A 26,155-nucleotide genomic window follows, 5' to 3' on the forward strand; every position below is an offset into this window, starting at 1 on the left:
AGCGATGCCTCTCTCCGCCCTCGTGGACGACGTGTGGGCGCGCGCCGCGGCCGGGCTCGCGCTCGCCGCGGCGATCGCGCTCGCCGCGCGGCGTGCGCGCTCCCTCTCGCCGAGCGGCGCCGTCGCCGCCGTCGTCGTCGGCACGGCGGCGATCGCCGCGGGCTGGCGCTACGGCGCGCTGCTCATCGTCTACTTCGTCGCGAGCAGCCTGCTGTCGCGGTGGCGCGCGGTGGAGAAGGCGCGTCGTACGGGCGGCGTCGTGGAGAAAGGCGGCGAGCGCGACGCGCGGCAGGTGCTCGCGAACGGCGCCGCGTTCACGGTGTGCGCGCTCGCCACGCTCGGGCCGATCGGTTCCGCGGCGCGGCCGTGGGAGGCCGCCGCCGCGGGCGCGCTCGCCGCGGCGACCGCCGACACGTGGGCGACGGAGATCGGCACGCTCGCCCGACGCGCGCCGATCTCGCTCGCCACGCTGCGCACCGTGCCGCCCGGCACGTCGGGCGCGGTGTCGGTTCCGGGCACGCTCGCCCTCGCGCTCGGCGCGGTCGTCGTCGGCGCGCTGGCGCGCGCGTTAGGCATCGCCGCGGCGTGGCCGGTCGCGGCGGGCGGCGCGGCCGGCGCCGTCGCCGACACGCTGCTCGGCGCCGCGCTGCAGGAGCGGCGCTGGTGCGCGCGCTGCGACCGCGCCACCGAGCAGCGCGTGCACGCGTGCGGCATGCCGACGATCCACGCGGGCGGCGTGCGCGGCGTGGACAACGACGCGGTCAACCTCGCGTGCACGGTGGTCGGTGCGGCGACCGGCGCGCTGCTCGCGGGGGCGCCGTGAGCATCGGCTTCGACGCGCAGGTCATCGTGGTCGGCGGCGGCCCCGCCGGCGCATCCACGGCGTGGCATCTCGCGCGCGCCGGCGTCGACGTGCTCGTGCTCGACCGCGCGCGCTTCCCGCGCGACAAGACGTGCGCCGAGTGCCTGAGCCCCGAGTCCGCGCGGCTGCTCGACGCGATGGGCGCGCTCGATGCCCTCAGCGCGGTCGGCGCGAAGCTGCGCGGCATGGTGGTGCGCGCGCCGAGCGGCGACGAGATCCGCGGCGGCTTCGTCGCCGCGCACGGCTGGCGCGCGCCGCGCGACTGGGGGCTCGCCGTCTCCCGCCGCGTGCTCGACGCCACGCTGGTCGCGCGTGCGCGTGCGGTGGGCGCGCGCGTGCGCGAGGGCGCGCGCGTCGCCGACGTCGTACGTGACGCGGCGGGGCGCGTGTGCGGCGTGCGCGTGCTCGACGCGTCGGGCGCGACGACCGAGCTGCGCGCACGCATCGTCGTCGGCGCCGACGGGCTGCGGTCGGTGATCGTGCGCCGGCTCGGTCTCGCGCGCGTGCGCGCGTGGCCGCGGCGCCTCGCGCTCGTCGCCCACTGGCGCGGCGTGGACGGCATCACCGACCACGGCGAGATGCACGTCGAGCGTGACGGCTTCGTCGGCATCGCCGACATCGGCGACGGGGTGACCAACACGTCGATGGTGGTGCCCGCGCGCGAGGCGCAGCGGATCTCCGGCGACCCGGCGTCGTACCTCGCGTCGTGGATCCGCGGCCGCGCGCACCTCGCGCCGCGTTTCGCCGCCGCCGAGCGCGTGGACACGGTGCGCGTCACGGGGCCGTTCGCGTCGGCGTCGCGGCGCGGCTGGGCGCCCGGTGCGGCGCTCGTCGGCGACGCGGCGGACTTCTTCGATCCGTTCACCGGCGAGGGCGTGTTCGCCGCGCTGCGCGGCGGCGAGATCCTCGCGCCGTTCGTCGCCGAGTCGTGCGCGCTTCCCGCCGCGCGCGCCGACCGCGCGCTCGCCGGCTACGAGACCGCGCGCCGCCGCGCGTTCGGCGGCAAGTGGGCGGTGGAGCGCATCATCGGCGCGGTCGTCGACGTGCCGCCGCTCATGAACCGCGCCGCTCACACGCTGTCGCGCCGCCGCGACCTCGCCGACCTCCTCGTCGGCGTCGCCGGCGACTTCGTGCCGCCGTCGGCGGTGCTGAACGCGCGGTACGTGTGGCGTGTGTTCGTGAAGTGACCATTACGTTCTCCCCATGCCCCTCGACCCCGACAGCTTCCGCAGCGTGCTCGGACGGTTCGCGTCCGGCGTCACCGTCGTCACGACCGTCGACGAGGCGGGGCACGACCACGGCATGACGGTCAGCGCGTTCTGCTCGCTCAGCCTCGAGCCCCCACTCGTGCTCGTGTGCATCGACCGGACGGCATCGATGCACGACCTGCTGCAGCCCGAGCGCGCGTTCGCGGTGAACGTGCTCTCCGCGGGGCAGGAGGCGCTGTCGCGGCGCTTCGCGTCGGGCGACCCGCCGAACCGCTTCGATGGGCTGGGCTACGAGCGCGGCCGCACCGGCGTGCCGCTGCTGCAGGACGTGCTCGCGTGGCTCGAGGCCCGCGTCGAGCGGCGGCACACCGAGGGCGACCACACGATCGTCGTCGGCCGCGTGGAGACCGCCGCCGCGCACCAGGAGCGACCGCTGCTCTACTATCGCGGCGGCTACGCGCAACTTGAACGTTAGGCATGTTGGTGCTGGCCTCCTCTACGCTCCACGCTCCACGCTGGCTTTGGCGCGACTCGTGGCGAGCGTGGAGCGTGGAGCGTGGAGCGTGGAGGGGCCGTGCTAGTTCCCCGCCGCCGGCGCGGTCGCGAGCTGCTCGACGATCCCGCCGTGGACCCGGCGCTCGCCGAGCGGTCGCTGCGCGACGTCGCGCGGTCGAACGCGCTGTTCGGCGGGCGGCGCGCGGTGCTGCGTGCGGTCGACGCGCTGCTCCCCGCCCTCGGCGCCCGCGCGACGCTGCTCGACGTCGGCACGGGGCTTGGCGACATCCCCGCCGCGGCGCAGCGGCTCGCCGCGGGGCGGGGCGTCACGCTCGCGACCGTCGGCGTCGAGTTTCGCCCGTCGCTCGCCGCGGCGAGCCGCGTGCGCACCGACGCGTCGGTGTGCGGCGACGTGCTCGCGCTGCCGCTCGCCGACGGCGCCGTGGACGTCGTGACCTGCTCGCAGCTGCTGCACCACTTCACGGAGGACGATGCCGTGCGCGCGCTGCGCGAGCTCTCGCGCGTCGCCCGCGTCGCGGTCGTCGTCGGCGACCTGCGTCGGAGCTGGCTCGCGGCGTCCCTGTTCTGGCTCGTCTCGTGGCCGCTCGGCTTCCACCGCGTCACGCGCCACGACGGCACGCTCTCCGTGCTGCGTGGGTTCACCGCCGACGAGCTGCGCGCGATGGCCGAGCGCGCGGGGGTGCCGCGGCCCGAGGTGCGCCGGTCGCTCGGCTGGCGGCTCGCCGCGACCTGGCGCGTTGCCCGGGCAACCGAACGGCACCTCGGCGAAAGCCGGGACCCTGGCGCCGCGCCGCGCGCGCGGGCAAGGTAGCCGGCATGACCAGCACGCCCGATCCCGCGCCGACGAGCCAGCCGGAGCGCGCGCCGCGCAAGCCGTACGTGCTCGGGCCCATGCCGCTCGACCGCGTGATGATGACGCTCGACGAGCGCACCGTCGCCGCGCCCGTCGAGCGGATCTTCGCGCTCGCGCGCGACGTCGAGGCGTGGCCGCGTCACCTGCCGCACTATCGCTTCGTGAAGTTCCGCCGCCGCGCGCGTGACGGCGGCGGGCTCGTGGAGATGTCGGCGAACCGCGCGTTCGGGCCGATGCAGTGGCCGACGTGGTGGCTCAGCGAGATGTCGGTCGACGAGCGCGCGCCTGCGGTCCGCTTCCGCCACGTCGACGGCGTGACGACGGGGATGGACGTCGAGTGGAGCTTCCGCCGCGTCGACGGCGGCACGCACGTGCGCATCCTGCACGTGTGGGACGGCCCGGGCTGGCCGGTGATCGGCACGTTCGCCGCCGTCGGCGTCATCGGGCCGGTGTTCGTGCACGGCATCGCCAAGCGGACGCTCGCCGGACTGGCCGCGGTCGCCGAAGGGACGAAGGGCGCTGGATGAAGGGACGAATCGGGCCGCTCGCGCGGTCCGATCAGGGGGGAGGCAGGGGACAGCAACCACGAGGTGCATGTGCAGCGTCGTCGCGTCGTCATCACGGGCATCGGTCCGATCACGCCCATCGGTACATCCGCACGCGGTCTCCGCGACGGCCTGCGCGCCGAGCGCTCGGCGGTGCGCGAGGTCACGCGGTTCGACACGTCGCCGTGGCGCACCCACATCGCGGCGCAGGTCGACGACTTCCACGCCACCGACCATCTCGAGGCGAGGCGCGCGAAGCGGCTCGACCGGTTCGGCCAGTTCTCGGTCGTCGCCGCGCAGCTCGCGCTCGACGACGCGCAGCTTGACATCACGCGCGAGAACCGCGACCGCGTCGGCGCGATGATGGGCAGCGCGCTCGGCGGCATCGGCTTCGCCGAGGAGCAGATGATCAACTTCCTGCAGGAGGGCGTGCGCGCGGTCGATCCGTCGGTCGCGCTCAAGGTCTTCTGCGGCGCGGCGAGCTGCAACATCGCCATCGAGATGGGCGTCACCGGGCCTAACAGCACGAACGCGATGAGCTGCGCGTCGGGCACCATCGCGATCGGCGAGGCGTTCCGTCAGATCCGCGACGGCTACGCCGACGTCATGCTCGCCGGCGGCTCCGAGGCGCCGCTCGCGCCGCTGTCGTTCGGCGCGTTCGCGATCATCCGCGCCATGAGCACGCGCAACGACGATCCGTCGAGCGCGTCGCGCCCGTTCGACCGCGCGCGCGACGGCTTCGTGATGGGCGAGGGCGCCGCGGTGCTGCTGCTCGAGGAGCGCTCGCGCGCGCTCGCCCGCGGCGCGCGGGTGTACGCGGAGCTGGTGGGCTTCGGCACGACGAACGACGCGTATCACATGACCGCGCCGCGCCCCGACGGCACACAGGCCGCGCGCGCCATGCGTCTCGCGCTCAGCGACGCGGACGTGCAGCCGCACGAGGTGCAGTACGTCAACGCGCACGGCAGCTCCACGCCGCTCAACGACCCGACCGAGACGCTCGCGCTGAAGCAGGTCTTCGGCGACCACGCGTCGAGGCTGCGCGTGAGCTCCACGAAGGGCTACTACGGCCACGCGCTCGGCGCGTCGGGCGCGTTCGAGGCGGCGATCAGCGCGTTCGCGCTGCACGACGAGTGGCTGCCGCCGACGGTGAACCTGCAGTGCCCCGACGACGCGTGCGATCTCGACTACCTCCCGGGTCACGGCCGCGACGCGCGGGTCGAGCACGTGCTGTCGAACAGCTTCGGGTTCGGGGGGATCAACGCCGCGTTAGTATTCCGCAGGGCATGAGGGCAGGAGGGCGCGAAGCGAGGGCAGGAGGCCTCGTGCCCTCCTGCGCTCCTGCCCTCCTGCCCTCCCCTCGATCCCCCATCTCGCCCCTGGCCCCCATGAGAGATTCCCTCCGTCACTTCGTCGCGGAGTTCGTCGGCACGTTCGCGCTCGTCTTCGTCGGCGGCGCGGCGCTCATGATGGCGCAGGGCGGCGCGGGATCGCTCGGCACGGTCGCCGCCGCGCACGGGCTGATCCTCGCCGTGATGGTCTCCGCGGTGATGCGCATCTCCGGCCACTTCAACCCGGCCGTCACGCTCGGCTTCCTCGTCACGCGGCGCATCCAGCCGCTCATGGCCGCGGTGTACGTCGTCGCGCAGCTCGTCGGCGCGATGGCGGCCGCGTACCTCCACAAGGCGGTGGTGCCGAGCGACGTGTACGCCGCGGCGCATGGCGGCACGCTGTCCATCGCGTCCACGGTGAGCGGCGGCCAGGCGTTCGGGCTCGAGGCCGTCGCGACGTTCTTCCTCGTGTTCACCGTGTTCGGCACCGCGGTCGACCCGCAGGCGCCGAAGGTCGGCGGCTTCGCCATCGGGCTCACGGTGGCGGCGGACATCCTCGCCATCGGCCCGATGACGGGCGCCGCGATGAACCCGGCGCGCGCGTTCGGGCCCGCCGTCGCGTTCGGTCAGTGGGAGGGGCAGCTCATCTACTGGGTCGCCCCCATCGTGGGCGGTGTGGTCGCGGCGCTGCTCTACGACCAGCTCTTCCTCCCGCGCGCGCCCGAGATGCCAGGCAGCGGCGCGGTGCAGCCGGCCAAGGGGCGCGGCGCGCCGCGCGAGCACGCAGTCTGACTCGGAGGACGGTGGCGCGAACGGCGCTGGGCACGGCGCCGGCGGTACGGCGCTGGCGGTGAGGCGCGATGAGGCGAACGACGCCCACGACGCTCGAACCGCGCAGTCCGGCGCCGTGCCGCGGCGTGAGACGGTGTTTGCGCTCCATCGCGCCGTATCGCCCGCGCGGCACCGCCCGCGCGCTCCGCCATGTCCCTGACACCTGCCCGTAAGGTGGCTCGTAGGATCAAGCATGCCTGACGATATATCGAACCGCGCCCGGCCGGCCGACGCCTCGACGGCGCCGCTGCCCATCTCGCAGATGCCGGCCTCCGCCTCCCGGGTGGCGGCGAGCGCGATCGAGGCGGCGCGCGAGCGGACGATCCGGGTGCTCACCGACCGCTTCGCCGACGACACGCTGTCCATCGACCAGTTCGAGGCGCTGCTCGACCGGATGTACAAGGCGAGCACGGTATCGGAGCTCGACGGGCTGCTGAGCGAGGTCGAGTCGCGTCCGATGCACCGCGTCGCCGTCACGCCGTCGTACGCCGAGCCCGCGGCGACGCGGCGCGTGCTCTCGATCATGAGCAACACCGAGCGCAGCGGCCGGTGGGCGATGCCGCGTCAGCTCGAGGTACGCTCGCTCATGAGCTCCATCGTGCTCGATCTGCGCGAGACGCCGCTCCCCGCCGGCGTGTGCGAGATCGACCTGCTCGCCGTGATGGCGAACCTCGAGGTCCTCGTGCCCCCCGGCGTCGTCGTCGAGGACCTCGCGCTCGGCGTCATGGCGAACGTCGAGAATCGGACGTTCGACGATCCCGACGCGCCCATCGACGCCCCGCGCATCCGCATCACGGGCACCGCGATCATGGCGAACGTCGAGATCCGCACGGCGCCCGCCGGGCTGCCGTTCCGCGACGCATGGAAGGAGGCGCGCCGCATGTGGCGGCGGCGCCGGCGCGGCGAGATCTAGCGCCTAACGGATCGTCGACGCCGCGCCGTACTTCGCCTCGTAGCGCTCCATCGACTCGTTGATCAGTCGCAGCGCCGACTCGCTCTTCTCCCATCCGATGATCTCGACGCGCTTGCCCTCGAGGTCCTTGTAGATGTGGAAGAAGTGCTCTACTTCCTTGAGGAAGTGCGCCGGCAGATCCGCGATGTCGAAGTACTCCTGGTGCAGCGGATCGTGGCACGGCACGGCGAGGATCTTGTCGTCCGGCTCCCCCTTGTCGAGCATGCGCAGCACGCCGATCGGCCGCGCGTCGATCTGACAGCCGGGGAACGTGGGCTCCTGTATCCGCACCAGGATGTCCATCGGGTCGCCGTCCTCGTGCAGCGTGCGCGGGATGAACCCGTAGTCGCCGGGATAGTGCACGGCGGAGTAGAGCACGCGGTCGAGCCGGAGCAGGCCGGTCTCCTTGTCCAGCTCGTACTTGTTGCGGCTCTTCGCCGGGATCTCGATGATCGCCGTGACCTGGTCAGGCGGATGCGGTCCGGGCGGGAGGTCGTGCCAAGCGTTGATCATGTAGTCATGATAGCGGCGCCGGGTTGCCGCTGGCACCCGCGCCCTCGGCGCGACGCAGCGCCGCGCGCACGCGCGCCCGCCGCCGCCACAGCGTCACCGCGTACACCGCGTAGACGATCGCCGCCACGGCGTAGGCGGCCTCGTAGTAGCCGGCGTTGCTCGGCGGCATCAGTCCTCTCCCCCGCGCAGCTCGGCCAGGCGGTCCCGATCCACCGCGTAGCGGTAGCGCGCGCGCAGCAGCGCCACGAACAGGAGGAAGAATGCGCCGAACGAGAACAGGAACGTCGTCAGCTGCTCCGGCGGCAGCGACGGCGCGCTCGGCTTCAGCAGGATCGGCTGCGGGTGCAGCGTGCGGAACAGGTACACGCTGAGGTGGATGAACGGCACCAGCAGCCCGGCGAGCACGCCGAGCACGGCGGAGTATCGCGCGCGCTGGCCGCGATCCTCGATCGCGTTGCGCAGCGTCAGGTAGCCGAGCACGATGAGCCACGTGAACAGCGTCAGCGTGAGGCGCGCGTCCCACGTCCACCACGTGCCCCAGATCGGCTTCCCCCACAGCGGCCCGGTGAGCAGCGTCACGGTCATGAACGTGAGCCCCACCTCCGCCGCGCTCTCCGCGACGCGGTCCAGCCGCTCCTCGCGCAGCCACAGGTAGAGCGCGCTCGTCACGGCGAGCAGCGCGAAGCACAGGTACAGCGCGATGAACGCCGACGGCACGTGCACGTAGAAGATCTTCTGCGCCGGCCCCTGCGTCGCCTCGATCGGCGTGAACACGATGGCGCGCACGAGCGCCGCCGCGACGGCGACGACGGCGACGCCGAGCAGGAAGTCGGGGCCGTCGCGCGTGGTGGGCGCGGTGCGCGGCATGGTGGGAAGAGCGGTTGCGGGCTGCGTCATGGGTCGGGTCGCGAGCGTGGGCTCACTCCTCGAGCGTGTACGGGAACGCCAGCGTGCACGCGGTCACGAAGACGATGTCGAACGCGGCGAGCATCTGAAGATAGCCCTGGATCTCGCCGAGCGGCCGGCCGGCGAGCAGCCGCGCGGTGCTGAGCGCCGCCGGGACGACGATCGGCACGAAGAACGGCAGCGCCAGCATCGGCAGCAGCAGCTCCGCCAGCCGCGTGTTCACGGTCATCGCGCTGAACAGCGTCCCCACCGCCACGAGGCCGAGCGTCGCGAGCGCGGCGACGATCGCGAGCCCCGGCAGCGTCGCGCCGTGCAGCAGCGGCAGGTCGTAGAACAGCGCCACCGCGGGGATCGTCACGAGCTGCACGGCGCCGACGAACACCACGTTCGCGAGCGCCTTGCCGGCGAACAGCGCCTCTCTCCCGACTGGGGAAGCCAGCAGGCCGTCGATGGCGCGATCGGCTTCCTCGACGCCGAACGAGCGGTGCAGGCCGAGCAGCCCCGCGAACGTGAAGATGACCCACAGCACGCCGGGCGCCAGGTCGATCGCCGACACCGCCGTGGGATCCCACGAGAAGTGGAACACCGCGACGGCGAGCAGCGCGAACACGATCGCCGCGAAGAACGCGCTGCGGGTGCGGAACTCGATCGTGAGGTCCTTGCGCGCCACGAGCCACGCGGTGCCGAGAAAGCTCACGCCGTCCCCGTGACGAGCGCGCGGTACGCGTCCGCGAACGCCGCCGCGTCGACGCCGGCGCGCGCCTCGACGCGCACGAGCCGACCGGCGAGCATCACCCCGACGCGCGTGCCGAGCGCGAGCCCCTCGGCCAGGTTGTGCGTCACGAGCACGAGCGCCGCGCCGTGCGCCTTCAGCGCGCCGATGGCGTCGGTGAGCGCGCGCGCGCGCCGACCTCGTCGAGCCCCGTGAACGGCTCGTCGAGCAGCACGATGCTGGGCTGGTGCACCATCGCCCGCGCGATGGAGACGCGCTGCTGCAGCCCGCGACTGAGTCGACGTACCGGCGTGTTCGCGCGGTCGGCCACGCGCATGCGCTCGAGCGACGCCATCGCGGCGCGCGCCGGATCGGGCACGCCGTAGAGCCGCGCCGCGAACTCCACGTTCTCGCGCGCACTGAGCGCGGCGTAGAGAAGGCTGTGGTGCGAGATGAGCCCCACGCGCGCCCGCACCGCCGGCGCCGCGTCGCGGTCCAACGACACCCCGCCGATGCGCGCGGTGCCGCGCGTGGGGCGCAGCAGCCCCGCGAGCATGCGCAGCAGCGTCGTCTTCCCCGCCCCGTTCGGCCCGAACAGCGCGAGACATTCGCCGCCGCCGAGCGCGAAGCTCACGTCGTCCACCGCGCGCCGACCGGCGCCGAACGCGCGCGTGAGCCCCACCGCCTCCACGACGGGCGTGGCGACGGCGGCGGCGCGTTCGCTCTCGGGGACGGCTTCCGGCGCGGCGGTCATGGCACGAACGGTAACCGGCCCGTCGCCGCGGCGCACTCTTGCGCGGCTCGTCGACCGCTGCCTCCTTGCGCGCATGTCATCCGCCGACTCCTTCGAGCCGGTCGCGCGACGGTCGCGAACGCGCCGTCGCGGCTGCGGCTGCATGCCCTTCTTCGTGCTATGCGCGGTGCTCGTGCTCGGACCGTCGCTCTGGCTCGACGCGAACGGGCACGTGTCGCGCGCGCGCGTGGAGCGGAAGCGCGAGGACGTCCGCATCGCCTCCGACGGCGCCTGGACCCGCGCGTTCCTGCTCGACGTCGCCCCCGCTGGCGAGACGTCGCCGATCACGCCGACGGTGAGCGTCGACGAGGCGCGCTACGACCGGCTGCGCGTCGGCGACACGGTGCGCGTCCGCACCGTCGCGTGCTGCCCGATCTTCGCGCGGCTCGCCGATCGCAGCACGCTGGACTGGATGCGCGACCTCGCACCGATGGTGCTGCACGGCGGGCGCTGGGTGATCTGGCTCGTCGGCGGCATCGCGGTCCTCGCGTTCGCCGGCCGGCGCGGCACGGCCTTCCTGCTCGCGGCGGCCGTCGCATGGGGCGTCGCCGCGCTCGCGCTGGACCGCGCGACGCCGGGCCCGCTGCCTAACGACGGGCCGCTGCGGGCCGCGGCGCGCGTGCACGCCGTGCGCACGGTGGAGTACGCGCTGTCGACGAGCCGGCGCGACGACTTCGAGCTCCCGCAGCCGTACGACGTCGCGGAGCTCGCGTTCGTCCCCGCCCCCGGCGCCGACACGGTCGTCGCCGTTGACGCCGTGGACGACGGCACCATGCCGCAGCTCGTCATGGGCGGCACGGTGCCGGTGCGCTTCGACCCCGCTCGGCCGCGCGCCGCGACCATCGACGGCGGCGACCGGAGCTACGTCGACCGCAATCGTCCGCTGTTCATCGCGATCGTCGGCGGGGTGTTCGCGCTGGCGACGCTCATCGGGCTGATCCTCACCCGCAAGCAGCCGCGGCGCCGCCGGCGCTGATCCGCCGGGCACCGCTCCACGTACGCGTTTCTATGGGACTGAAGAAGGACTCAAGGAGGACTGAAGAAGGAGAACACCAACAGAGTTGTTGGTCCTTGTTCAGTCCTCCTTCAGTCCTTCTTCAGTCCAACGAACAGTCGTACGTGGAGTCACGCCCGCAGATCCACGTCCTTCGTCTCGCGCACGAACAGCGCGCCGACCACGAACGTCACGGCGGCGATCACGATCGGGTACCACAGCCCCGAGTACATGTCGCCCGTCGCCGCCACGATCGCGAACGCCGTCGTCGGCAGGAAGCCGCCGAACCACCCGTTGCCGATGTGATACGGCAGCGACATCGACGTGTAGCGGATGCGCGTCGGGAACATCTCCACGAGCATCGCCGCGATCGGGCCGTACACCATCGTCACGTACAGCACGAGCACGAACAGGATGGCGACCACCATGCCGCGGTTCGTGCGCGCCGGATCCGCCTTCGCGGGGTAGCCCGCCGCCTTCAGCGTGGCGCCGAGCGTGGAGTCGAACGCCGCGCCGCGCGCCTTCGCGTCCGGCGCCGCGGCGTCGTACGACGGGATCACCGCCCCGCCGACGTGCACGGCGGGCGGCGCGTCGAACTCCGCCGCGTTGTGGTACGGCACGCCCGCCTTCACGAGCGCCGTCTTCGCGACGTCGCACGGCGACGTGAACTTGCTCTTCCCCACGGGATCGAACTGCACCGAGCACGACGCGGGATCCGCGGTCACCGTCACCGGCGCGCGCTGCTGCGCCGCCTCCAGCGCGGGGTTCGCGTAGTGCGTGAGCGCGCGGAACAGCGGGAAGTACGTGAGCGCCGCGAGCAGGCACCCGCCGAGGATGATCGGCTTGCGGCCGATGCGGTCGGACAGCGAGCCGAACACGATGAAGAACGGAGTGCCTAACAGCAGCGCCGCCGCCATCATGAGGTTCGCCGTCTGCCCGTCCACCTTGAGCGACTGCGTGAGGAAGAACAGCGCGTAGAACTGCCCCGCGTACCACACCACCGCCTGCCCCATCACGAGGCCGAACAGCGCGAGCAGCACGACGCGCAGGTTCGGCCAGCGGCCGAACGAGTCGCGCAGCGGCTGCTTCGAGTGCTTGCCCTCGGCCTTCATGGCCTGGAACACCGGGCTCTCGTTCAGCCGCAGGCGGATCCACACCGACACGCCCAGGAGCACGAGCGACACGAGGAACGGGATGCGCCAGCCCCACGCCTCGAACGCCTCGGTGCCGAGCGCGAGGCGGCAGCCGAGGATCACGAGCAGCGAGAGAAAGAGCCCGAGCGTCGCCGTCGTCTGGATCCACGCCGTGTACTGCCCGCGTTTGCCGTTCGGCGCGTGCTCCGCGACGTAGGTCGCCGCCCCACCATACTCGCCGCCGAGCGCGAGCCCCTGCAGCAGGCGCAGGGAGATCAGCGTCACCGGGGCCGCCACGCCGATCGACGCGTACCCCGGCAGCACGCCGACGAGGAACGTCGACACGCCCATGATGAGGATCGTGACGAGGAACGTGTACTTCCGCCCCACGAGATCTCCCAGCCGCCCGAAGATCAGCGCGCCGAACGGCCGCACCGCGAACCCCGCGGCGAACGCGAGCAGCGCGAAGATGAACGCCGCCGTCGGGTTCACGCCGGAGAAGAACTGCTTCGAGATGATCGCCGCGAGCGATCCGTACAGGTAGAAGTCGTACCACTCGAACATCGTGCCGAGCGACGACGCGAAGATCACGGTGCGGACGTCGCGTGCGGAGAGCACGCGCTCGCCCGGAGCGGCCAGCGGCAGGCCAATGGCCGGCGGGGTGGTGGTCGCCACGGATCGGGCTCCTGGTTCGGTGTCGGGCGGACTCTGCGTCGTTGCGCGCGCCTTCGCAATCCTTGCATGTTTCCAGTCGCGAGCCACCCACGCGCCCAGAGCCGAGCATGAGCGACCTCGACGTCCTGCTCCAGGAAGACCGCAGCTTCCCGCCGCCGCCACAGTTCAGCGCCCAGGCCCACACCGCCGGCGCCGACATCTATCGGGACGCCGCGCGGGACCCCGACGCATTCTGGGCCCGCATGGCCCGCGAGCTGACGTGGATCGAGCCGTTCACGCGCGTCCTCGACTGGAAGCCGCCGCACGCGCAGTGGTTCGCCGACGGCACGCTGAACGCGAGCGCGAACTGCCTCGATCGGCACGTCGACGGGCCGCGGCGCAACAAGGCGGCCATCGTGTGGGAGGGAGAGCCCGGCGACCGGCGCACGCTCACCTACTGGGACCTGTACCGCGAGGTGAACCTCTTCGCGAAGGTCCTCGACCGGCTCGGCGTGAAGAAGGGCGACCGCGTCGCGATCTACCTCCCGATGATCCCCGAGGCGGTCGTCGCGATGCTCGGCTGCGCGCGCGTCGGCGCCGTGCACTCCGTGGTGTTCGGCGGCTTCTCGCCCGAGTCGCTGCGCGACCGCATCAACGACTCGCGGTGCAAGCTGCTCATCACCGCCGACCGCGGGTACCGGCGCGGCCAGGTCGTGCCGCTCAAGCGCAACGCCGACCGCGCGCTCGAGGAGACGCCGTCGATCGAGAACGTCATCGTCGTTAGGCGGCGGCCCGGCGCGGAGGGCGACCTCGCGTTCCCCGAGATCGTCGAGGGGCGCGACCACTGGTGGCACCGCCTCATGCACGACGCGGAGCACGACGGCGAGTCGTTCGTCCGCGAGCCCGAGGCGATGAACGCGGAGGACCTGCTCTACATCCTCTACACCTCCGGCACGACGGGGAAGCCGAAGGGGATCGTGCACACGACCGGCGGCTACATGACCGGGGTCGCGGCGACCACGAAGTACGTGTTCGACCTGAAGGACGAGGACGTGTACTGGTGCACTGCCGACATCGGGTGGGTGACGGGACACAGCTACATCGTCTACGGGCCGCTCGCCGTCGGCGCCACGTGCGTCGTCTACGAGGGCGCGCCCGACTGGCCGGACAAGGACCGCTTCTGGCAGATCTGCGAGCGCTACGGCGTGACCATCTTCTACACCGCGCCGACGGCGATCCGCGCGTTCATGAAGTGGGGCACCGAGTTCCCGGCGCGCCGCGACCTGTCGCGTCTGCGACTGTTAGGCAGCGTCGGCGAGCCGATCAACCCCGAAGCATGGATGTGGTACCACGAGCACATCGGCGGCGGCCGGTGCCCGATCGTGGACACGTGGTGGCAGACGGAGACGGGGGCGATCATGATCACGCCGCTCCCCGGCGTCACCGCGACGAAGCCCGGATCCGCCACCGTCCCGTTCCCCGGCGTCTCGGCCGCGCTCCTCGATTCGTTAGGCAAGGAGATCCCCGAGGGGGGCGGGCTTCTCGCGCTCACCCGCCCCTGGCCGTCGATGCTGCGCACCATCTGGGGCGACGACGACCGCTACGTGCAGACGTACTTCTCGAAGTGGGAGGGGCGCCCGGATCTCTACTTCCCCGGCGACGGCGCGAAGCGCGACGCCGACGGCTACTACTGGATCCTCGGCCGCGTCGACGACGTGCTGAACGTCGCGGGGCACCGCATCGGCACCATGGAGGTCGAGAGCGCGCTCGTCGACCATCCCGCGGTCGCCGAGGCCGCCGTCGTCGGCAAGGTGCACGAGCTGAAGGGACAGGCGATCGCCGCGTTCGTCACGCTCCGCTCCGGCCACCAGCCGAGCGGCGAGCTGCGCGACGAGCTGCGCGAGCACGTCGCCGAGAAGATCGGCGCCATCGCGCGGCCGGACGACATCCTGTTCTCCGCGGACTTGCCGAAGACGCGCTCCGGCAAGATCATGCGCCGCCTGCTCCGCGACATCGCCGAGGGCCGCGCGCTCGGCGACACCACGACGCTCGCCGATCCCGGCGTCGTCGCGAGCCTGAAGGAGCAGTACGAACACCAGGAGTCGTGACTCGGGACTCGGGACTCGGGACTCGTACGGCAACCGAGTCCCGAGTCCCGAGTCCCGAGTCCCGACTCCCGAGTCCCGACTCCCGGCTGGTACGGACCCTGCCCTCTCGAAGCCAGACCCCCGCTAAGGACCGCCCATGCTCGGCAAGCTCTTTCCCGAGTCCATCTTCGCCCGCAAGCTGCCGCCCGACGCCGAGCGCCGGATGCGGCTGGCGCAGGCGCGCGCTGAGGAATCGCTCGTGCGCGCGCACGTGGACAACGCGCTGATGTTCATGGACACGCTCGCCGAGGACATGTCCTTCGACCGGGCGATCGACACGTACATCCGCGTCATGGGGATCCCGGAGCCGCTGGCGAGCACCGTGGCGACGCGCGCCCTCGTCGTGCTCGGCCAGGATCTCGTGCCGTTCCGCCGCCGGCAGCGGACGGCGACCGAGGGGGACGACGCGCGTCAGCCGGTTGGCAAGCCGAAGCTGCGGCTCGACGACGCGGCCGACGCGCGGGCGCGCCGTCGAGCGTAGCGCGCGGCTACTTCTTCGCGCTGTCCGGCGCCGGCGCCGCGGCCGGCGCGGCCGGCCCCTTCGCGCGCACCGAGTCAACGACGGCCTTGATCGCGTCGTAGGGCTGCGCGCCGGCGAGCATCCGATCGCCGATGATGAACGTCGGCGTCTGCGCCACCTTCTGGCGCATCGCCTCCTCGGTGTTCGCCGCGATCGTGTTCAGGTGCTGCCGCCCGTCGTAGCACGCGTTGAACGCGGCCTGGTCGAGCCCCAGCTCCTTCACGTACCGGTCGAACACGGGCCGCGGGTCCCGCCCGGGCGAGTACATCGCGCTCCAGTCGGCCTGACCGCCGAACAGCTTGTCGTGCATCTCCCAGAACTTGTTCTGGTCGGCCGCGCACTCCGCGGCGAGCGCCGCGGCGATCGTGTTCTGGTGCGCCTGCGTCACCTGGAACGGGAAGATGCGGAAGCGCACCTGCCCCGTCTTGATGAGCCGCTCGCGCACGTCCGGCTCGGTGACCGTGGCGAACTGCCCACAGCCCGGACACTCGAAGTCGGCGAACTCCACGATCTCCACCGGCGCGGCGGGCGACCCGAGGGTGTGCCCTTGCGCCTTGATCCCGACCGCCGCCTTCGGGTCGATCGTCATCACGCTCGCCGCCTTCGTGCGGTTCATCGCCCAGCTGATCGCGCCGGCGCCGAGCACGAGCACCACCAGCAGCGCGACGTAGAACGGGCGGCGGGAGCCGCCGGCGCGCGCGCCGCGCACTACGTTCGGCGCCGGCGGTCGTCCTCCCCGTCCGGCGGTCCCCCCCCCTCCTCCCCGTCCTCCGCGTCCGGCGTCCACTCGGTCCTTTCCCATGTGCTGTCCCGGGTCTCGATGGCCTCACGCACGATCCGGCGGCTGTCCGCCACTTCCGGCGTATCGTACGTCGCGCGCACCTCGTAATGGAATAGCTCGCTCCGCACGTCGCCGATGAGCTTCATGAGCTCGTGGGCGTGACGCAGCAACAGACCTCGCGCGTGGAGCTGCTGGATGCGCTCGGCGAGCGCCACGAGCAGCGCCTCGAGGTTGCGCGAGCGGCCCTCGTCGTAGGTCTGGTCCGGCTCCGACATGCGACTCCTCGTGCGGAATGAACCCCGAAAAACTATCGACGACGATCGTGAACGGCGACCTGACGACGGCGACCAGACGACCGGCGACCGGTCGCCGTTTCTTGGCCGCGGTGCACGGTCGCCGTCGACCGGTCGCAGTTGGAGGGCCAACCCGCGGCGCGGAGCATGCCGAAGCGAGTCGGCACTAGATTGACGACGAACTCACGCTCAAGCACTCGTGCGCGCCGATCACCTCCGCATACCCGTCGGTCCCGGCTCCGTTCACGTGGAGCGCTCCGGGCACGGCGGCACCCCGATCGTCCTCCTGCACGGCTTCGGCACGTCGAGCTTCCTGTGGCGAAACGTCGCGCCGGGGCTCGCGCTCGCTCGGCACTCCGCGTTCGCCATCGACCTCCTCGGCTACGGCGAGTCCGACCGGCCGGTCGAGGCCGACTTCGGCGTCGCCGCCCAGTCGGAATACCTCGATCGCGCGCTCACCGCGCTGCGCATCGCGAAGGCGATCGTCGTCGGTGTCGACGTCGGCGGCGGGGTGGCGCTCCGGCTCGCGACGACGCGCCCCGACCGGGTGAGCGGGCTCGTGCTCGTGAACACCGTCGCGTTCGACGAGCTGCCGGGGCGCGACGTGCGCACGCTGCAGCACAACACGGCGCGGTTCGCGTTCCGCGTCGCGAAGGGCATGTTCGCCGCGGCGTCGCTGCTCGCGCCGATCCTCCGCGGCTCGGTGGCGGATCCCGAGGCCATGCCGGATCGGCTGGTCGCCCGCTACCTCGCGCCGTTCGTCGGGCGCGACGGTGTGCCGCACCTGCTCGATCTTGCGCGCTCGTTGCGGGTAGAAGAGGTGGAGGAGCTGGACCTCGGCACCATCGCCGTGCCGACGCTCGTGGTCTGGGGTGAGGCCGATCCGTGGATCGACCGGAACATCCCGACCCGGCTCGTGCACGCGATCCCGAGCCTGCGCCTCGTACGGCTGCCGCGCGTCGGCCGACTCGTGCCGGAGGAGGCGCCCGAGGAGCTCACTCGACTCATCCTCGAGCACGTGCCGACGCTGGCGTCGCCGGCCGATGCACCGCTCCCGATGGCGCAGCTGCCCGGCGTGTGATGCGTGCGGGCCGGCAACTTGCGCTTCTCGTCCGCGGCGAGAACCCCCGCGACTAGGATCGAGAGGCTCATCTGATTATCTTCGTACATCTATTAGCGACGCACCGACTCTGAGCTTACATGGCCAACAAGAAGACTCACGGCAATAACAACCGCGGACGACGGGATGCTGTCGCGACCCCGACGCCCTACGAGGAAGCCCGCGACGAGCTGTTCCAGCACGTGATGCAGTGTGGCGTCATCGGCGCCGAGCCCGACGACCAGCGCGAGTGGTTCGACGCCACCGTCGCCTACCTGACGGATCGGTACCCCGAGCTGACGCCGGCCCAGATGCAGGAGCTCCGCACGCTCGGCGAGCGGTTCGCTCAGCCGCCGAAGCGGCAGACGGCCGGCTCCGCCGCCTGATGCGGCCGATTCAGTAGCAGCGCCCTCACGCCCCGCCACCGCGGGGCGTTTGTGTCTCGAGGCGCGTCAGCGCCGCTGGCGGCGGGCGCTCCGCAGCGCCACGCCGACGCGCGCGCCTCCGCCGACGCCCGCCTCGACGGCTGCCGCCATCCCGTGCCGCGGCGGCCCCTCCACGCCGAGCAGCGCGACGACGAGCGCGCGCACCGGTCCGCCGGGCGCGTGCCGCAGCGCCAGCCCGCCGCCCGCATACACGCCGTGGCGCGTCTGCCGGTACGGATCGAGGTGGAAGCGGCCAACGCCCTCCAGCCGCTGGACGCCGACGAGCGCTCCGCCCGGCCGGCGCTCGAAACCCGCCCCCGCGACGACTGCGAGGCGCGTGTACGTGCCGGCGTCGAGCGCGATTCCCACACCGGCCTGCGCCCCCGCCGTCCGCGCGGCGAACCCGTCGATCCGGATCTCCGTCGTCGTGCGGCGGTCGCCGGTGGACGGCTGGGCCCCGGCGCGAGCGGCGAGGAGGACGAGCGCGACCAGGACGTGCCCGTGCTTCACGGCTTCAACGTGCGGTCGCGCTCGCGCCACAGCGCCATGGTGTAGTCCACCGTCGCCGCGACCGACGTCACGCCCACGGCGGCGACGAGCGGCGTCACGGCGGCCGGTCGCAGGATCGCCGCGAGCAGCGTCCCGAGTTGCAGCGCGGTCACGCCCTTGCCGAGCGGTCGCGCCCGGAACGTGATCGGCCGCAGCCACTTCACGATGCGCGCGACGATGAAGCCGATCGCCGTCATGATGTCGCGAAACAGCAGCACCACGCACTCGATCGGCCCGATCCGTCCGCCGGCGACGAGCGTGGCGGTGGCCGCGAACACGAACGCGCGGTCGCCGATCGGGTCGAGCAGCGCGCCCCACCGGCTCACCGCGTTCCGGCGCCGCGCGAGCCACCCGTCGAGGAAGTCGCTGAGCGACGCGGCGGCGAGCAGCGCGACGCGGGCGTTCGTCTCGGTGGTCGCGAGAAACACCGCCGCGAGCCCGACCCGCGACATCGACACGGCGTTGGGCAGCGTCCACAGCGCCGAGGCGCGGGACGCCGGCGTGAGCGAGGAAACACCGCGCGACATGGGAGCAACCTAACGAGCGAGGGCAGGAGGACACGAGGGCAGGAGGGCAGGAGCCCTGGCATCTCGCCTGCGTTCCGTCGCCGGCACATGCCCTCATCCGTTGCGCGGCGGCCGCTCTCCGGCGAGTCTTGCCTCACCGTGCTCACCGCGCCGTTCCTCCACACCATCGCCGATTTCGGTCACGTGCCGGAGGCGCAGCTGCGCGATACGGCGCTCGTCACCGGGTTGCTGATCGCCGCCGCGAGCGCCGCCGGGTTCACGGCGCACACGACGCCCGTCGTGCGCGCGCTCCCCGGCGACGGCGTCGTGGGGCTGTTCGCGCTCGAGGGGTGCCACATGGCCGTGCACACGTTTCCCGAGCGCGGCGTGCTGCTGCTCGACGTCCTCGCGCCGGCGGCGTTCCGCGACGTGCAGAAGGCGGTCGACGTGTTCGTGCGGCGCGTCGGCACGAGCACGGTGCGCACGGCTCAACACCCGCGAGGCTGACGTGCGCCTCCCCGCTCTGCCGACGCTGCTGTTCGTCGCCGGCACGGTGCTCCTCCTCCTCTGGAACATCGTGTACGCCGGACGCATCGCGCAGCTCCGCCGCGCGCCGCGTCCGCTCGCGACGCTCAGCGCGCTGTGCGGCTTCCTCGTCGCGCCGGCGCTCGTCGCGCGCCTCGCCAGCTCCACGGTGCTCGGCGGACACGCCGTCGCCGCCGTCGCGTGGCTGTGGCCACTCACGACCCTCATGTTCGTCGCGCAGGCCGCGTACGCCACGCTGCGGCGCTACGTCACACCGCTCGTCGGCGTGCCGCTGCTCGCGTACGACGTGCTCGTCGCCGGCGTCGCGCTGACGCAGTGGGTGCTGCGCGTCGGTGGCCCGATGCCGACACCGCTCGTCGCGCTCACCGCCGCGCAGGCGTCGGTGCTCGGCACGCTCGTGGGACGCGCGGCGCTCGTCGTGCCGTTCATCGTGCCGGTGCCGATCATCGTGCCCGCGTATCCGGCGCGCAGCCGCACGCGCCGCGTCGCGCGCGCGGCCCTCGCCGCGGCGGCCGCGTTCACCGCGGGGGTCACGCTGCTCGAGCTGCCGCGCGGGTTCGGTGTCGTCGGCAGCTATCTGCCGTACTCGCAGGAGCGGCTCAGCGAGCGCCCGGCCGGCGACTTCATGATCGGCGTGAAGCTGCTGCCGACGCTCGACGGGCTGCCGCCGGCGCCCGCGGTGCGCGACGCGGTGCCGCTCAGCGACACGCTCGATCTCGACGCGGTGAGCCTCACGCTGCGGCCGCAGGCGCTCTCGCTCACCGCGCTCGACTCGCTCTCGAAGCTGCTCGAGCCGCTCCGCCGCGACAGCATGGTGATCGTCGTCGCGATCGGCTTCGACGACACCGACCGCGATGCGCTGCGGGACGGGCCGGAGCGCTTCCTCGCGCGCCGCATGAGCGCCGTCGACCGCGTCGCGCGCGCGCTGCGGCCCGACGTGCTGCTTCCCGCCGAAGCGCCGTACGGCGCCGGCACCGACGCGATCGGCGCGCAGAGTGTCGAGTTCTGGCGCGCGTACTACACCGCGGCCGCGGCGCGCGCGCACGCCGTGAATCGGCGCATCCGCGTCGCGCTCGCCGCGTCACGCTACGACGCGGCGGACAGCGCGCTGTTCGCGTGGGCGTCGACGCGCGGATCGCCGGTGGACGTGTTGGGGTTCTTCGTGCGTCCGTCGTTCAGCGGGGGCGCGGGCGTCGACGCGCGGCTGCGCGCGGCGGACCGATGGATGCGCCTCGACGCCGCGCGTCCCGACGCGCCGACGCGCCCGAAGCCGCACTGGGTGTTCGACGTGCGCGCGTATCCGATGGCGCACGGCGACGCGAGCCAGGAGCGCACGGTGTGGCACACGCTCGCGTGGGCCACCGCGCATCCGCAGGTCGTCGGCGTGATCGTCGCGGAGCCCGACGACTACCTGACGATGAACGGCCTGCGCGCCGCGTCGGGACGCTTCCGCCCCGCGGTCACTGCGATGGGACGCGCGGCGCGTGGGCTGCGCGAGACGGTCACGCAGTGATGGCGACCTGCCGACGGCGACGCTTCACCGGCACCGTCACATGTTCGCCGTCACGAGGATCGCCGTCCGAGCGCTTCGGCAGCGCGCGTGACCCGCACCGCGTACGCCGTTAGGCTCTCGTCGGCACGGCGGCGCGGCAGCACGAGCGACTCGTCGTCGTGCTGGTCGGTGTCGAGCGAGTTCACCATGCGATCGCCGCCGAGCACGGAGACCGCCGTCTCGAATCGCTCCACGGCGCTCAGCACCGCGGCCATGTCGTCGCTCGACTCGCGCTCGTCGACGTCGATGCCGCGATGCCGCAGCTGCGAGGCCGCCACCGAGCTCGCGTGGAGGCGGTCGGCGTCGCGGTGCGGGTTCAGGTCCTGGTCGCGGTCGTCTGAGGGAGTGCGCATGGGCAGGGTCGCGGTTGTGAGGTCCTCGGCGTGATCCGTCGCACCTCTACTGCGGAACTCGGGCCAGCCCGTCAGCTCTTTCCCGTCCCCCGCACGACGCCCTCGACGCGGACGTCCGGGTCGCAGTAGCGCGCGACGAGCGAGCGCACCGCTTCCGGCGTCACGGCGCGTACGCGCTCGGCGAACTCGTCCAACTCCGCGAGGCCGTCGCCGAACAGCCACGCGTCGATGATCTCGCCGAGCACCGCGCCGCCGCTCTGCTGGTGGATCTGGTGCGTGCCGATGGCATAGGTCTGTGCGCGCTGCAGCTCCTCGGCCGTCACGCCGCCGTCGCGGATCTTCGCGAGCTCCTCGAGCAGCCCCTCGCGCGCCTCCGCCTCGCGCTCCGGCGACGTGGCGATGTACGCCGACACGCTGCCGCCGAGCGCGCGCGGGCTCGCGAAGACGTGCACCGTGTACGCGAGCGAGCGGCGGTCGCGCAGCTCGTCGAAGAAGCGGCCACCGAGCCCGCTCGCGATCCCGGCGAGCAGCTGCGCGGTGAAGCGATCCGGGTCGCGCCGCGCCGGGCCGGGAAACACCATGGCGAGCGCCGACTGCGCCTTGTCGCGGTGCTCCACCGCCTGCCGCGCTTCGGCCGGCCACGTCGGCGCCGCGACGCGCTCCGCCTCGCGCGCGACGAGCGCGCCGAACTCGCGCGCGAGCGCGGCCGCCGCCTCGTCGGGATCGACGTCGCCGACGACGGCGAGCACGGTCGCTCCCTCGACCACCTGCGATCGGTGCCAGGCGCGCGCCCGCTCCGCGTCGAGCGCGCGCAGCGACTCCTCGGTGCCGACGACGGCGCGTCCGTACGGGTGACCGGGATACGCGGCGCCGAGCGCGAGGCGCAGCGGGTAGCGGTACATGTCGTCGCGCAGCATCGCGAGCTCGGACAGCGCGACGCCGCGCTCCGTGTCGAACGCCGTGTCGGGGAACGTCGGGTGCTGCACGACGTCGGCGAGCAGCGCCGCGGCGGCCGCGAGGTGCTTGCGCGGCACCGAGATCCCCCAGCCGAAGCTCTCGCCGCCCGCGCTCGCGCCCACGCTGCCGCCTAACAGCTCGGCGTCCTCCGCGATCTGCGCCGCGCTGCGCGTCGTGGTCCCCTTCACCGCCGTGCGCGCGACGAGCGACGTGAGCCCCGCCTCGGCGTCCCGCTCGTCGACCGCGCCGCCTAACGCGTACGCACCGAGGTGCGCCACCGCGGCGCCCGGCTTCGGGCGCACGAGGATCGGCACGCCGGCGTCGGTGCGGTACACGTGCACGCCGCACTCCACGCGCTCGTGGCGCGGCGCACGGTCCATCGCCGCCGGCGCGTAGGGCGCGCGCCGCGGCGCGGCGAGGGGCGCCGGCTCCGCCGCGTCGAGCAGCGAGCGCAGCGCCTCGGCGTCGGCGGCGAGCGCCGGCGCGTCGGTCGGACGGTAGTAGATCGCGGCGAACGCGTCGGGGTCGAGGTGGCGGCGGGCCGCGTCGGTCACCTCCTCGGGCGTCGCGCCGAGCAGCCGCTCGAGATATCGGTCGCCGAGCGTCCAGTCGCCCAGCGCCTCCCACTCGCACAGGTGGCTCGCCTGCCCCTCCATCGTCTCCAGACGGCGGAGCCACCGCGACTCGGCCACCCGCTGCACGCGCTCGACCTCCGCCGCGCTCACGCCGTCGTCGCGCAGCGCGGCGACCTGCGACCACGCCGCGCGCGCCGCGTCCGCCGCGCGCTCGGGCGGCAGCTCGAGGTGCACCGTGAACACACCGATCTCCGTCGGCGTGGAGTCGTACGCGCCGACCGACGAGGCGAGGCCGCGCTCGCGCACCGCGCGATAGAGACGCGAGCCGCGGCCGGTGCCTAACACGCCGGCGGCGAGGTCGAGACGCGGCGTGTCGTCGTCGAGCGTGCCGGGCGTGCGCCAGCCGAACGCGAGATGCGACTGCCCCACGTCGCCCGTCAGCTCGCGGTAGCGAACGCCCGGCGGCGCGGTCTCGTGCTCGCCCGGCGCCCGCGCGATCGGCGCGTCGTCGAGCGCGCCGTACAGTCGACGCGCACGCGCCACGGCGTCGTCCACGTCGACGTCGCCGACGATGGCGAGCACCGTGTTGCGCGGACGGTAGAAGTTCCGGTAGAAGCGCACCACGTCGTCGCGCCGGAAGCCGCGCAGCTGATGCTCGACGCCGATGCGCCACCGGCGGATGCGGTGGCGATCGTGCAGCAGCGCGTAGAGCGTCTCGATCGTGACCGCGCCCGGGTTGTCGAGCTTGCGCTTCGCTTCCTGGATGATGACCTCGAGCTCCTTCGCGAGCTCCGCGGCGTCGACCACCGAGTGCGCGTACGCGTCGGCCTGCACGTCGAGCCCCGCCGCGAAGCCGCTCGCCGGGAGCACGGCGTAGTAGCTCGTGTGGTCGTAGATCGTGTGCGCGTTGAGGTAGCCGCCGCTGGACTTCGTCTCCTTCGCGATCTCGCCGACGCCGCGCCGATCGGTGCCCTTGAAGAACATGTGCTCGAGCACGTGCGCGATGCCGACGACGTCGTCGGTCTCGTCGAAGTAGCCGGCCTTCACGTACGTGTTGATCGCGACGACGGGCGCCGATCGGTCCGGGCGCACGAGCACGGTGAGGCCGTTCGGGAGGACCTCGCGGTGGACCGTCGCGGGGTCGATGAGGGCGTCGGCGAGGATCGGAGTGGCCATGCCCGGAATCTAGCGCGGAGCGCAGAGAGGGCCCCAGGGAGCGAATCCCGGAGGCCCTCTCTGCGCTCTGCGCTCCACGCTCCGCGCTACCGCATGATCGACCGCTTCTTCAGCACCGCGAGCCCGGCACCGACGTACGCCGCGCCGTACGCGACGAGCGATCCGAGCATCTGCACGATCGACGGCGTGTGGGGCCCGGGCATCGGGTTGAGCGCCTCGAGCAGGTGCACCGGCGGCAGCAGCCAGTACGTCGCGACCGCCCACCAGTGCCCGCGGTTCGCCATCTCGCGCAGCGGGAACGAGAGCAGCGCGAGCATCAGCCCCGCGGCGAGGTCGAAGCGCACGAGCGTGGAGAGGAGGAACACGAGCCCACCCACCGCCGCGTACGTCGCGCCGATCGCGAGCAGCGGCTCGACCATCGGCACGGGACGCAGGAACGCGACGCTCGTCAGCAGCAGCATGAGGAACGCGCACGCGAGCAGCCCGATGCCGTTCACGGCGAACGCCTGCAGGTAGAAGCGCGTGATGCGCACCGGCTTCGCGAACAGGAACTTCTGATGGCCGCCCTCGCGGTCGCGCGACACGATGCCGACCGATGCGATGAGGCTCCCCAGCCCGCCGAACAGCAGTGCGCCGCCCGTCACGATCGTCCGGAACAGCATCCGCTCCGCGCCCGCGTCGAAGTCGGGATGCCGCGCGGCGCGCTCGGCGATCATCGGGGCGTAGTTGTAGTGGAGGATCCACAGCCCCACGAGCGCGATGAGGATGAGCGCCGCACCGCGGTGCTTGATGAAGTCCTTGATCTGGAACTGCAGGTAGCGGCCCAGCCCCGGCTCGCGCGGCTCCTCGAGCGGCGGCGCCGAGACCTCCAGCGCCATCTGCTGCAGCTCCTGCTCGAACGCGTCGTCGAGCTCCGGAGCCGTGAACGTGCCCGTGCGCATCTCCGGCGACATCACGCCACCTCCGTCACTGCGTCGTGGAACTCCAGCTCCAGCGCGCTCTGCGCCGGTGCGACGCCGGCGATCAGCACGCCGCGCGCGATGAGCGCCGCGAGCCCCGCGTTCAGCGCGTCGAGCGTCGCGGCGTACACGGCCCAGTCGCCGCGCCCGAGATCCTCCGCCTCGGGGAACACGTGCGCGAGCTGCTCGGCGCCGCGCGCGACGGTGATGCGCCACAGCGACTCCGCCGTCTGCGGCAGCACTCGCGTGACCTCGACGACGCGCGACACGCGGCCGCGGTCGAGGATCGCCACGCGGTCGCACAGCCGCTCGAGCTCCTCGAGGTTGTGCGACGCGATGAGGATCGCGCGCCCCGGCCGCCGCAGCTCGGCCACGATGCCGCGGAAGCGCATGAGCCACAGCGGGTCGAGACCGTGCGTCGGCTCGTCGAGGATGAGCACCCGCTCCTCGCGCAGCATCGCCTGGGCGAGGCCGAGCCGCTGCTTGTTGCCCTTCGAGAGGTGCTTGAACTTGCGGTCCGCGAGATCGCCGAGCCCCAGCTTCTCCATGAGCTGGTGGCTGCGCAGCGGGATCTGCGCGTCGAGCACCCCGCCTAACGTCGCGAACCGGGTGAGCGCCTCGCGCACCGTCCATCGCGGGTCGACGTCGATCAGCTCGGACAGGTAGCCGATGCCGTTGCGCTGGATGTACGTGCGCGGCTCCTGCCCGTCGATCGCGACGACGCCGGAGCTCGGGCGCAGGTAGCCGAGCAGGATGGAGATCAACGTGCTCTTGCCGGCGCCGTTCGGGCCCGCGATGCCGAGCACCTCGCCGGCGTGCACGTCGAGCCACACGTCGTCGAGCGCGGTGACGGGGCGACGCAGCGGCGGCGCGTAGCGCATCCCGACGCCGCGGAATTCGATGAGTGGGGTCAC

Annotated in this window: 30 protein-coding genes; 15 read left to right on the forward strand and 15 right to left on the reverse strand. The window is 72.8% G+C overall.

Going from position 1 to position 26,155, the window contains the following annotated elements:
- Nucleotides 1-4 precede the first annotated feature (4 nt).
- The 8 genes from J421_RS21085 (at nucleotide 5) to J421_RS21120 (ending at nucleotide 7,059) form a co-directional block, all read left to right on the forward strand.
- The gene (locus J421_RS21085) at nucleotides 5-823 is read left to right on the forward strand and encodes a DUF92 domain-containing protein (protein WP_104022901.1); all 819 of its coding nucleotides are present in this window, start codon (nucleotides 5-7) and stop codon (nucleotides 821-823) included.
- On the forward strand, nucleotides 820-2,049 hold the full coding sequence (locus tag J421_RS21090; RefSeq protein WP_158508861.1) for an NAD(P)/FAD-dependent oxidoreductase: 1,230 nt from the start codon (nucleotides 820-822) through the stop codon (nucleotides 2,047-2,049). Before J421_RS21085 ends, J421_RS21090 begins: the two co-directional genes overlap by 4 nt.
- Nucleotides 2,050-2,065: 16 nt before the next feature.
- Nucleotides 2,066-2,545, forward strand: a complete 480-nt coding sequence (locus J421_RS21095; RefSeq protein WP_025413160.1) for a flavin reductase family protein — start codon at nucleotides 2,066-2,068, stop codon at nucleotides 2,543-2,545.
- 99 nt (nucleotides 2,546-2,644) lie between these two features.
- The gene (locus J421_RS21100) at nucleotides 2,645-3,397 is read left to right on the forward strand and encodes a methyltransferase domain-containing protein (protein WP_025413161.1); all 753 of its coding nucleotides are present in this window, start codon (nucleotides 2,645-2,647) and stop codon (nucleotides 3,395-3,397) included.
- A gap of 5 nt (nucleotides 3,398-3,402) precedes the next feature.
- Nucleotides 3,403-3,966, forward strand: coding sequence for an SRPBCC family protein (locus J421_RS21105; protein WP_025413162.1), 564 nt, complete (start codon nucleotides 3,403-3,405; stop codon nucleotides 3,964-3,966).
- 69 nt (nucleotides 3,967-4,035) lie between these two features.
- Entirely contained in the window at nucleotides 4,036-5,274 is a 1,239-nt protein-coding gene (gene fabF / locus J421_RS21110) for a beta-ketoacyl-ACP synthase II (protein WP_025413163.1), read from the forward strand.
- 98 nt (nucleotides 5,275-5,372) lie between these two features.
- The gene (locus J421_RS21115) at nucleotides 5,373-6,107 is read left to right on the forward strand and encodes an MIP/aquaporin family protein (RefSeq protein ID WP_104022904.1); all 735 of its coding nucleotides are present in this window, start codon (nucleotides 5,373-5,375) and stop codon (nucleotides 6,105-6,107) included.
- Nucleotides 6,108-6,339: 232 nt separating this feature from the next.
- Complete coding sequence (locus J421_RS21120; protein WP_148306446.1) at nucleotides 6,340-7,059, forward strand: DUF1707 domain-containing protein; 720 nt, start codon at nucleotides 6,340-6,342, stop codon at nucleotides 7,057-7,059.
- Between the two features lie 3 nt (nucleotides 7,060-7,062).
- Here the strand turns inward: J421_RS21120 and J421_RS21125 are convergent, their stop codons facing one another.
- From J421_RS21125 to J421_RS21140, 6 genes are read right to left on the reverse strand one after another with little or no spacing between them, the layout of a single operon-like run.
- Nucleotides 7,063-7,608 carry an inorganic diphosphatase gene (locus J421_RS21125; RefSeq protein ID WP_025413166.1) on the reverse strand — a complete coding sequence of 182 codons (546 nt, stop codon included), beginning with the start codon at nucleotides 7,606-7,608 and terminating at the stop codon, nucleotides 7,063-7,065.
- A 7-nt stretch (nucleotides 7,609-7,615) separates the two neighbouring features.
- Nucleotides 7,616-7,780 carry a hypothetical protein gene (locus J421_RS32950; protein WP_158508862.1) on the reverse strand — a complete coding sequence of 55 codons (165 nt, stop codon included), beginning with the start codon at nucleotides 7,778-7,780 and terminating at the stop codon, nucleotides 7,616-7,618.
- Entirely contained in the window at nucleotides 7,780-8,508 is a 729-nt protein-coding gene (ccsA, locus tag J421_RS21130) for a cytochrome c biogenesis protein CcsA (RefSeq protein ID WP_104022906.1), read from the reverse strand. The genes J421_RS32950 and ccsA overlap by 1 nt, the downstream gene beginning before the upstream one ends.
- Before the next feature lie 22 nt (nucleotides 8,509-8,530).
- On the reverse strand, nucleotides 8,531-9,214 hold the full coding sequence (locus J421_RS21135; protein WP_025413168.1) for a heme exporter protein CcmB: 684 nt from the start codon (nucleotides 9,212-9,214) through the stop codon (nucleotides 8,531-8,533).
- Complete coding sequence (locus J421_RS32955; protein WP_158508863.1) at nucleotides 9,211-9,360, reverse strand: hypothetical protein; 150 nt, start codon at nucleotides 9,358-9,360, stop codon at nucleotides 9,211-9,213. The genes J421_RS21135 and J421_RS32955 overlap by 4 nt, the downstream gene beginning before the upstream one ends.
- Before the next feature lie 26 nt (nucleotides 9,361-9,386).
- A complete protein-coding gene (locus J421_RS21140) occupies nucleotides 9,387-9,983 on the reverse strand; it encodes an ABC transporter ATP-binding protein (protein WP_158508864.1) in 597 nt (198 codons plus the stop codon).
- Between the two features lie 142 nt (nucleotides 9,984-10,125).
- On the opposite strand from J421_RS21140, the gene J421_RS21145 reads away from it, so the two are divergent.
- Nucleotides 10,126-10,998, forward strand: a complete 873-nt coding sequence (locus J421_RS21145) for a DUF3592 domain-containing protein (protein WP_148306448.1) — start codon at nucleotides 10,126-10,128, stop codon at nucleotides 10,996-10,998.
- Nucleotides 10,999-11,147: 149 nt separating this feature from the next.
- Here J421_RS21145 and J421_RS21150 read toward each other — a convergent pair whose 3' ends face one another.
- Complete coding sequence (locus tag J421_RS21150; protein WP_425485842.1) at nucleotides 11,148-12,713, reverse strand: MFS transporter; 1,566 nt, start codon at nucleotides 12,711-12,713, stop codon at nucleotides 11,148-11,150.
- Nucleotides 12,714-12,931: 218 nt separating this feature from the next.
- Here J421_RS21150 and acs point away from each other — a divergent pair, with 218 nt between their 5' ends.
- Nucleotides 12,932-14,911: an acetate--CoA ligase gene (acs, locus tag J421_RS21155; protein WP_025413171.1), complete on the forward strand. Its 1,980-nt coding sequence runs from the start codon at nucleotides 12,932-12,934 to the stop codon at nucleotides 14,909-14,911.
- A 136-nt stretch (nucleotides 14,912-15,047) separates the two neighbouring features.
- Nucleotides 15,048-15,431: a hypothetical protein gene (locus J421_RS21160; protein WP_025413172.1), complete on the forward strand. Its 384-nt coding sequence runs from the start codon at nucleotides 15,048-15,050 to the stop codon at nucleotides 15,429-15,431.
- 7 nt (nucleotides 15,432-15,438) lie between these two features.
- Here J421_RS21160 and J421_RS21165 read toward each other — a convergent pair whose 3' ends face one another.
- Both J421_RS21165 and J421_RS21170 read right to left on the reverse strand, forming a co-directional pair.
- Entirely contained in the window at nucleotides 15,439-16,179 is a 741-nt protein-coding gene (locus tag J421_RS21165; RefSeq protein WP_025413173.1) for a DsbA family protein, read from the reverse strand.
- Nucleotides 16,179-16,526, reverse strand: coding sequence for a hypothetical protein (locus tag J421_RS21170; RefSeq protein WP_025413174.1), 348 nt, complete (start codon nucleotides 16,524-16,526; stop codon nucleotides 16,179-16,181). Before J421_RS21170 ends, J421_RS21165 begins: the two co-directional genes overlap by 1 nt.
- A gap of 265 nt (nucleotides 16,527-16,791) precedes the next feature.
- Between J421_RS21170 and J421_RS21175 the strand changes: the two genes are divergently transcribed.
- Nucleotides 16,792-17,625, forward strand: coding sequence for an alpha/beta fold hydrolase (locus tag J421_RS21175; RefSeq protein WP_025413175.1), 834 nt, complete (start codon nucleotides 16,792-16,794; stop codon nucleotides 17,623-17,625).
- Nucleotides 17,626-17,744: 119 nt separating this feature from the next.
- Nucleotides 17,745-18,029 carry a hypothetical protein gene (locus tag J421_RS21180; protein WP_025413176.1) on the forward strand — a complete coding sequence of 95 codons (285 nt, stop codon included), beginning with the start codon at nucleotides 17,745-17,747 and terminating at the stop codon, nucleotides 18,027-18,029.
- Nucleotides 18,030-18,095: 66 nt separating this feature from the next.
- On the opposite strand, the gene J421_RS21185 is transcribed toward J421_RS21180, so the two are convergent.
- On the reverse strand, nucleotides 18,096-18,578 hold the full coding sequence (locus J421_RS21185) for a hypothetical protein (protein WP_025413177.1): 483 nt from the start codon (nucleotides 18,576-18,578) through the stop codon (nucleotides 18,096-18,098).
- The gene (locus J421_RS21190) at nucleotides 18,575-19,144 is read right to left on the reverse strand and encodes a CDP-alcohol phosphatidyltransferase family protein (RefSeq protein WP_025413178.1); all 570 of its coding nucleotides are present in this window, start codon (nucleotides 19,142-19,144) and stop codon (nucleotides 18,575-18,577) included. The genes J421_RS21185 and J421_RS21190 overlap by 4 nt, the downstream gene beginning before the upstream one ends.
- An 87-nt stretch (nucleotides 19,145-19,231) precedes the next feature.
- On the opposite strand from J421_RS21190, the gene speD reads away from it, so the two are divergent.
- Both speD and J421_RS21200 read left to right on the forward strand, forming a co-directional pair.
- A complete protein-coding gene (gene speD, locus J421_RS21195; protein WP_104022911.1) occupies nucleotides 19,232-19,630 on the forward strand; it encodes an S-adenosylmethionine decarboxylase in 399 nt (132 codons plus the stop codon).
- A gap of 1 nt (nucleotide 19,631) precedes the next feature.
- Entirely contained in the window at nucleotides 19,632-21,182 is a 1,551-nt protein-coding gene (locus J421_RS21200) for a hypothetical protein (RefSeq protein WP_025413180.1), read from the forward strand.
- Between the two features lie 50 nt (nucleotides 21,183-21,232).
- On the opposite strand, the gene J421_RS21205 is transcribed toward J421_RS21200, so the two are convergent.
- The 4 genes from J421_RS21205 to J421_RS21220 all read right to left on the reverse strand — a co-directional run bounded on the left by J421_RS21205 (nucleotide 21,233) and on the right by J421_RS21220 (nucleotide 26,155).
- Nucleotides 21,233-21,574 carry a hypothetical protein gene (locus J421_RS21205; RefSeq protein WP_025413181.1) on the reverse strand — a complete coding sequence of 114 codons (342 nt, stop codon included), beginning with the start codon at nucleotides 21,572-21,574 and terminating at the stop codon, nucleotides 21,233-21,235.
- 71 nt (nucleotides 21,575-21,645) lie between these two features.
- Nucleotides 21,646-24,282, reverse strand: coding sequence for a M16 family metallopeptidase (locus tag J421_RS21210; protein WP_025413182.1), 2,637 nt, complete (start codon nucleotides 24,280-24,282; stop codon nucleotides 21,646-21,648).
- An 86-nt stretch (nucleotides 24,283-24,368) separates the two neighbouring features.
- Nucleotides 24,369-25,235 carry a hypothetical protein gene (locus J421_RS21215; protein WP_025413183.1) on the reverse strand — a complete coding sequence of 289 codons (867 nt, stop codon included), beginning with the start codon at nucleotides 25,233-25,235 and terminating at the stop codon, nucleotides 24,369-24,371.
- Entirely contained in the window at nucleotides 25,235-26,155 is a 921-nt protein-coding gene (locus tag J421_RS21220) for an ABC transporter ATP-binding protein (protein WP_148306449.1), read from the reverse strand. The genes J421_RS21215 and J421_RS21220 overlap by 1 nt, the downstream gene beginning before the upstream one ends.

The organism is Gemmatirosa kalamazoonensis (assembly GCF_000522985.1).
GTDB classification, from domain to species: domain Bacteria; phylum Gemmatimonadota; class Gemmatimonadetes; order Gemmatimonadales; family Gemmatimonadaceae; genus Gemmatirosa; species Gemmatirosa kalamazoonensis.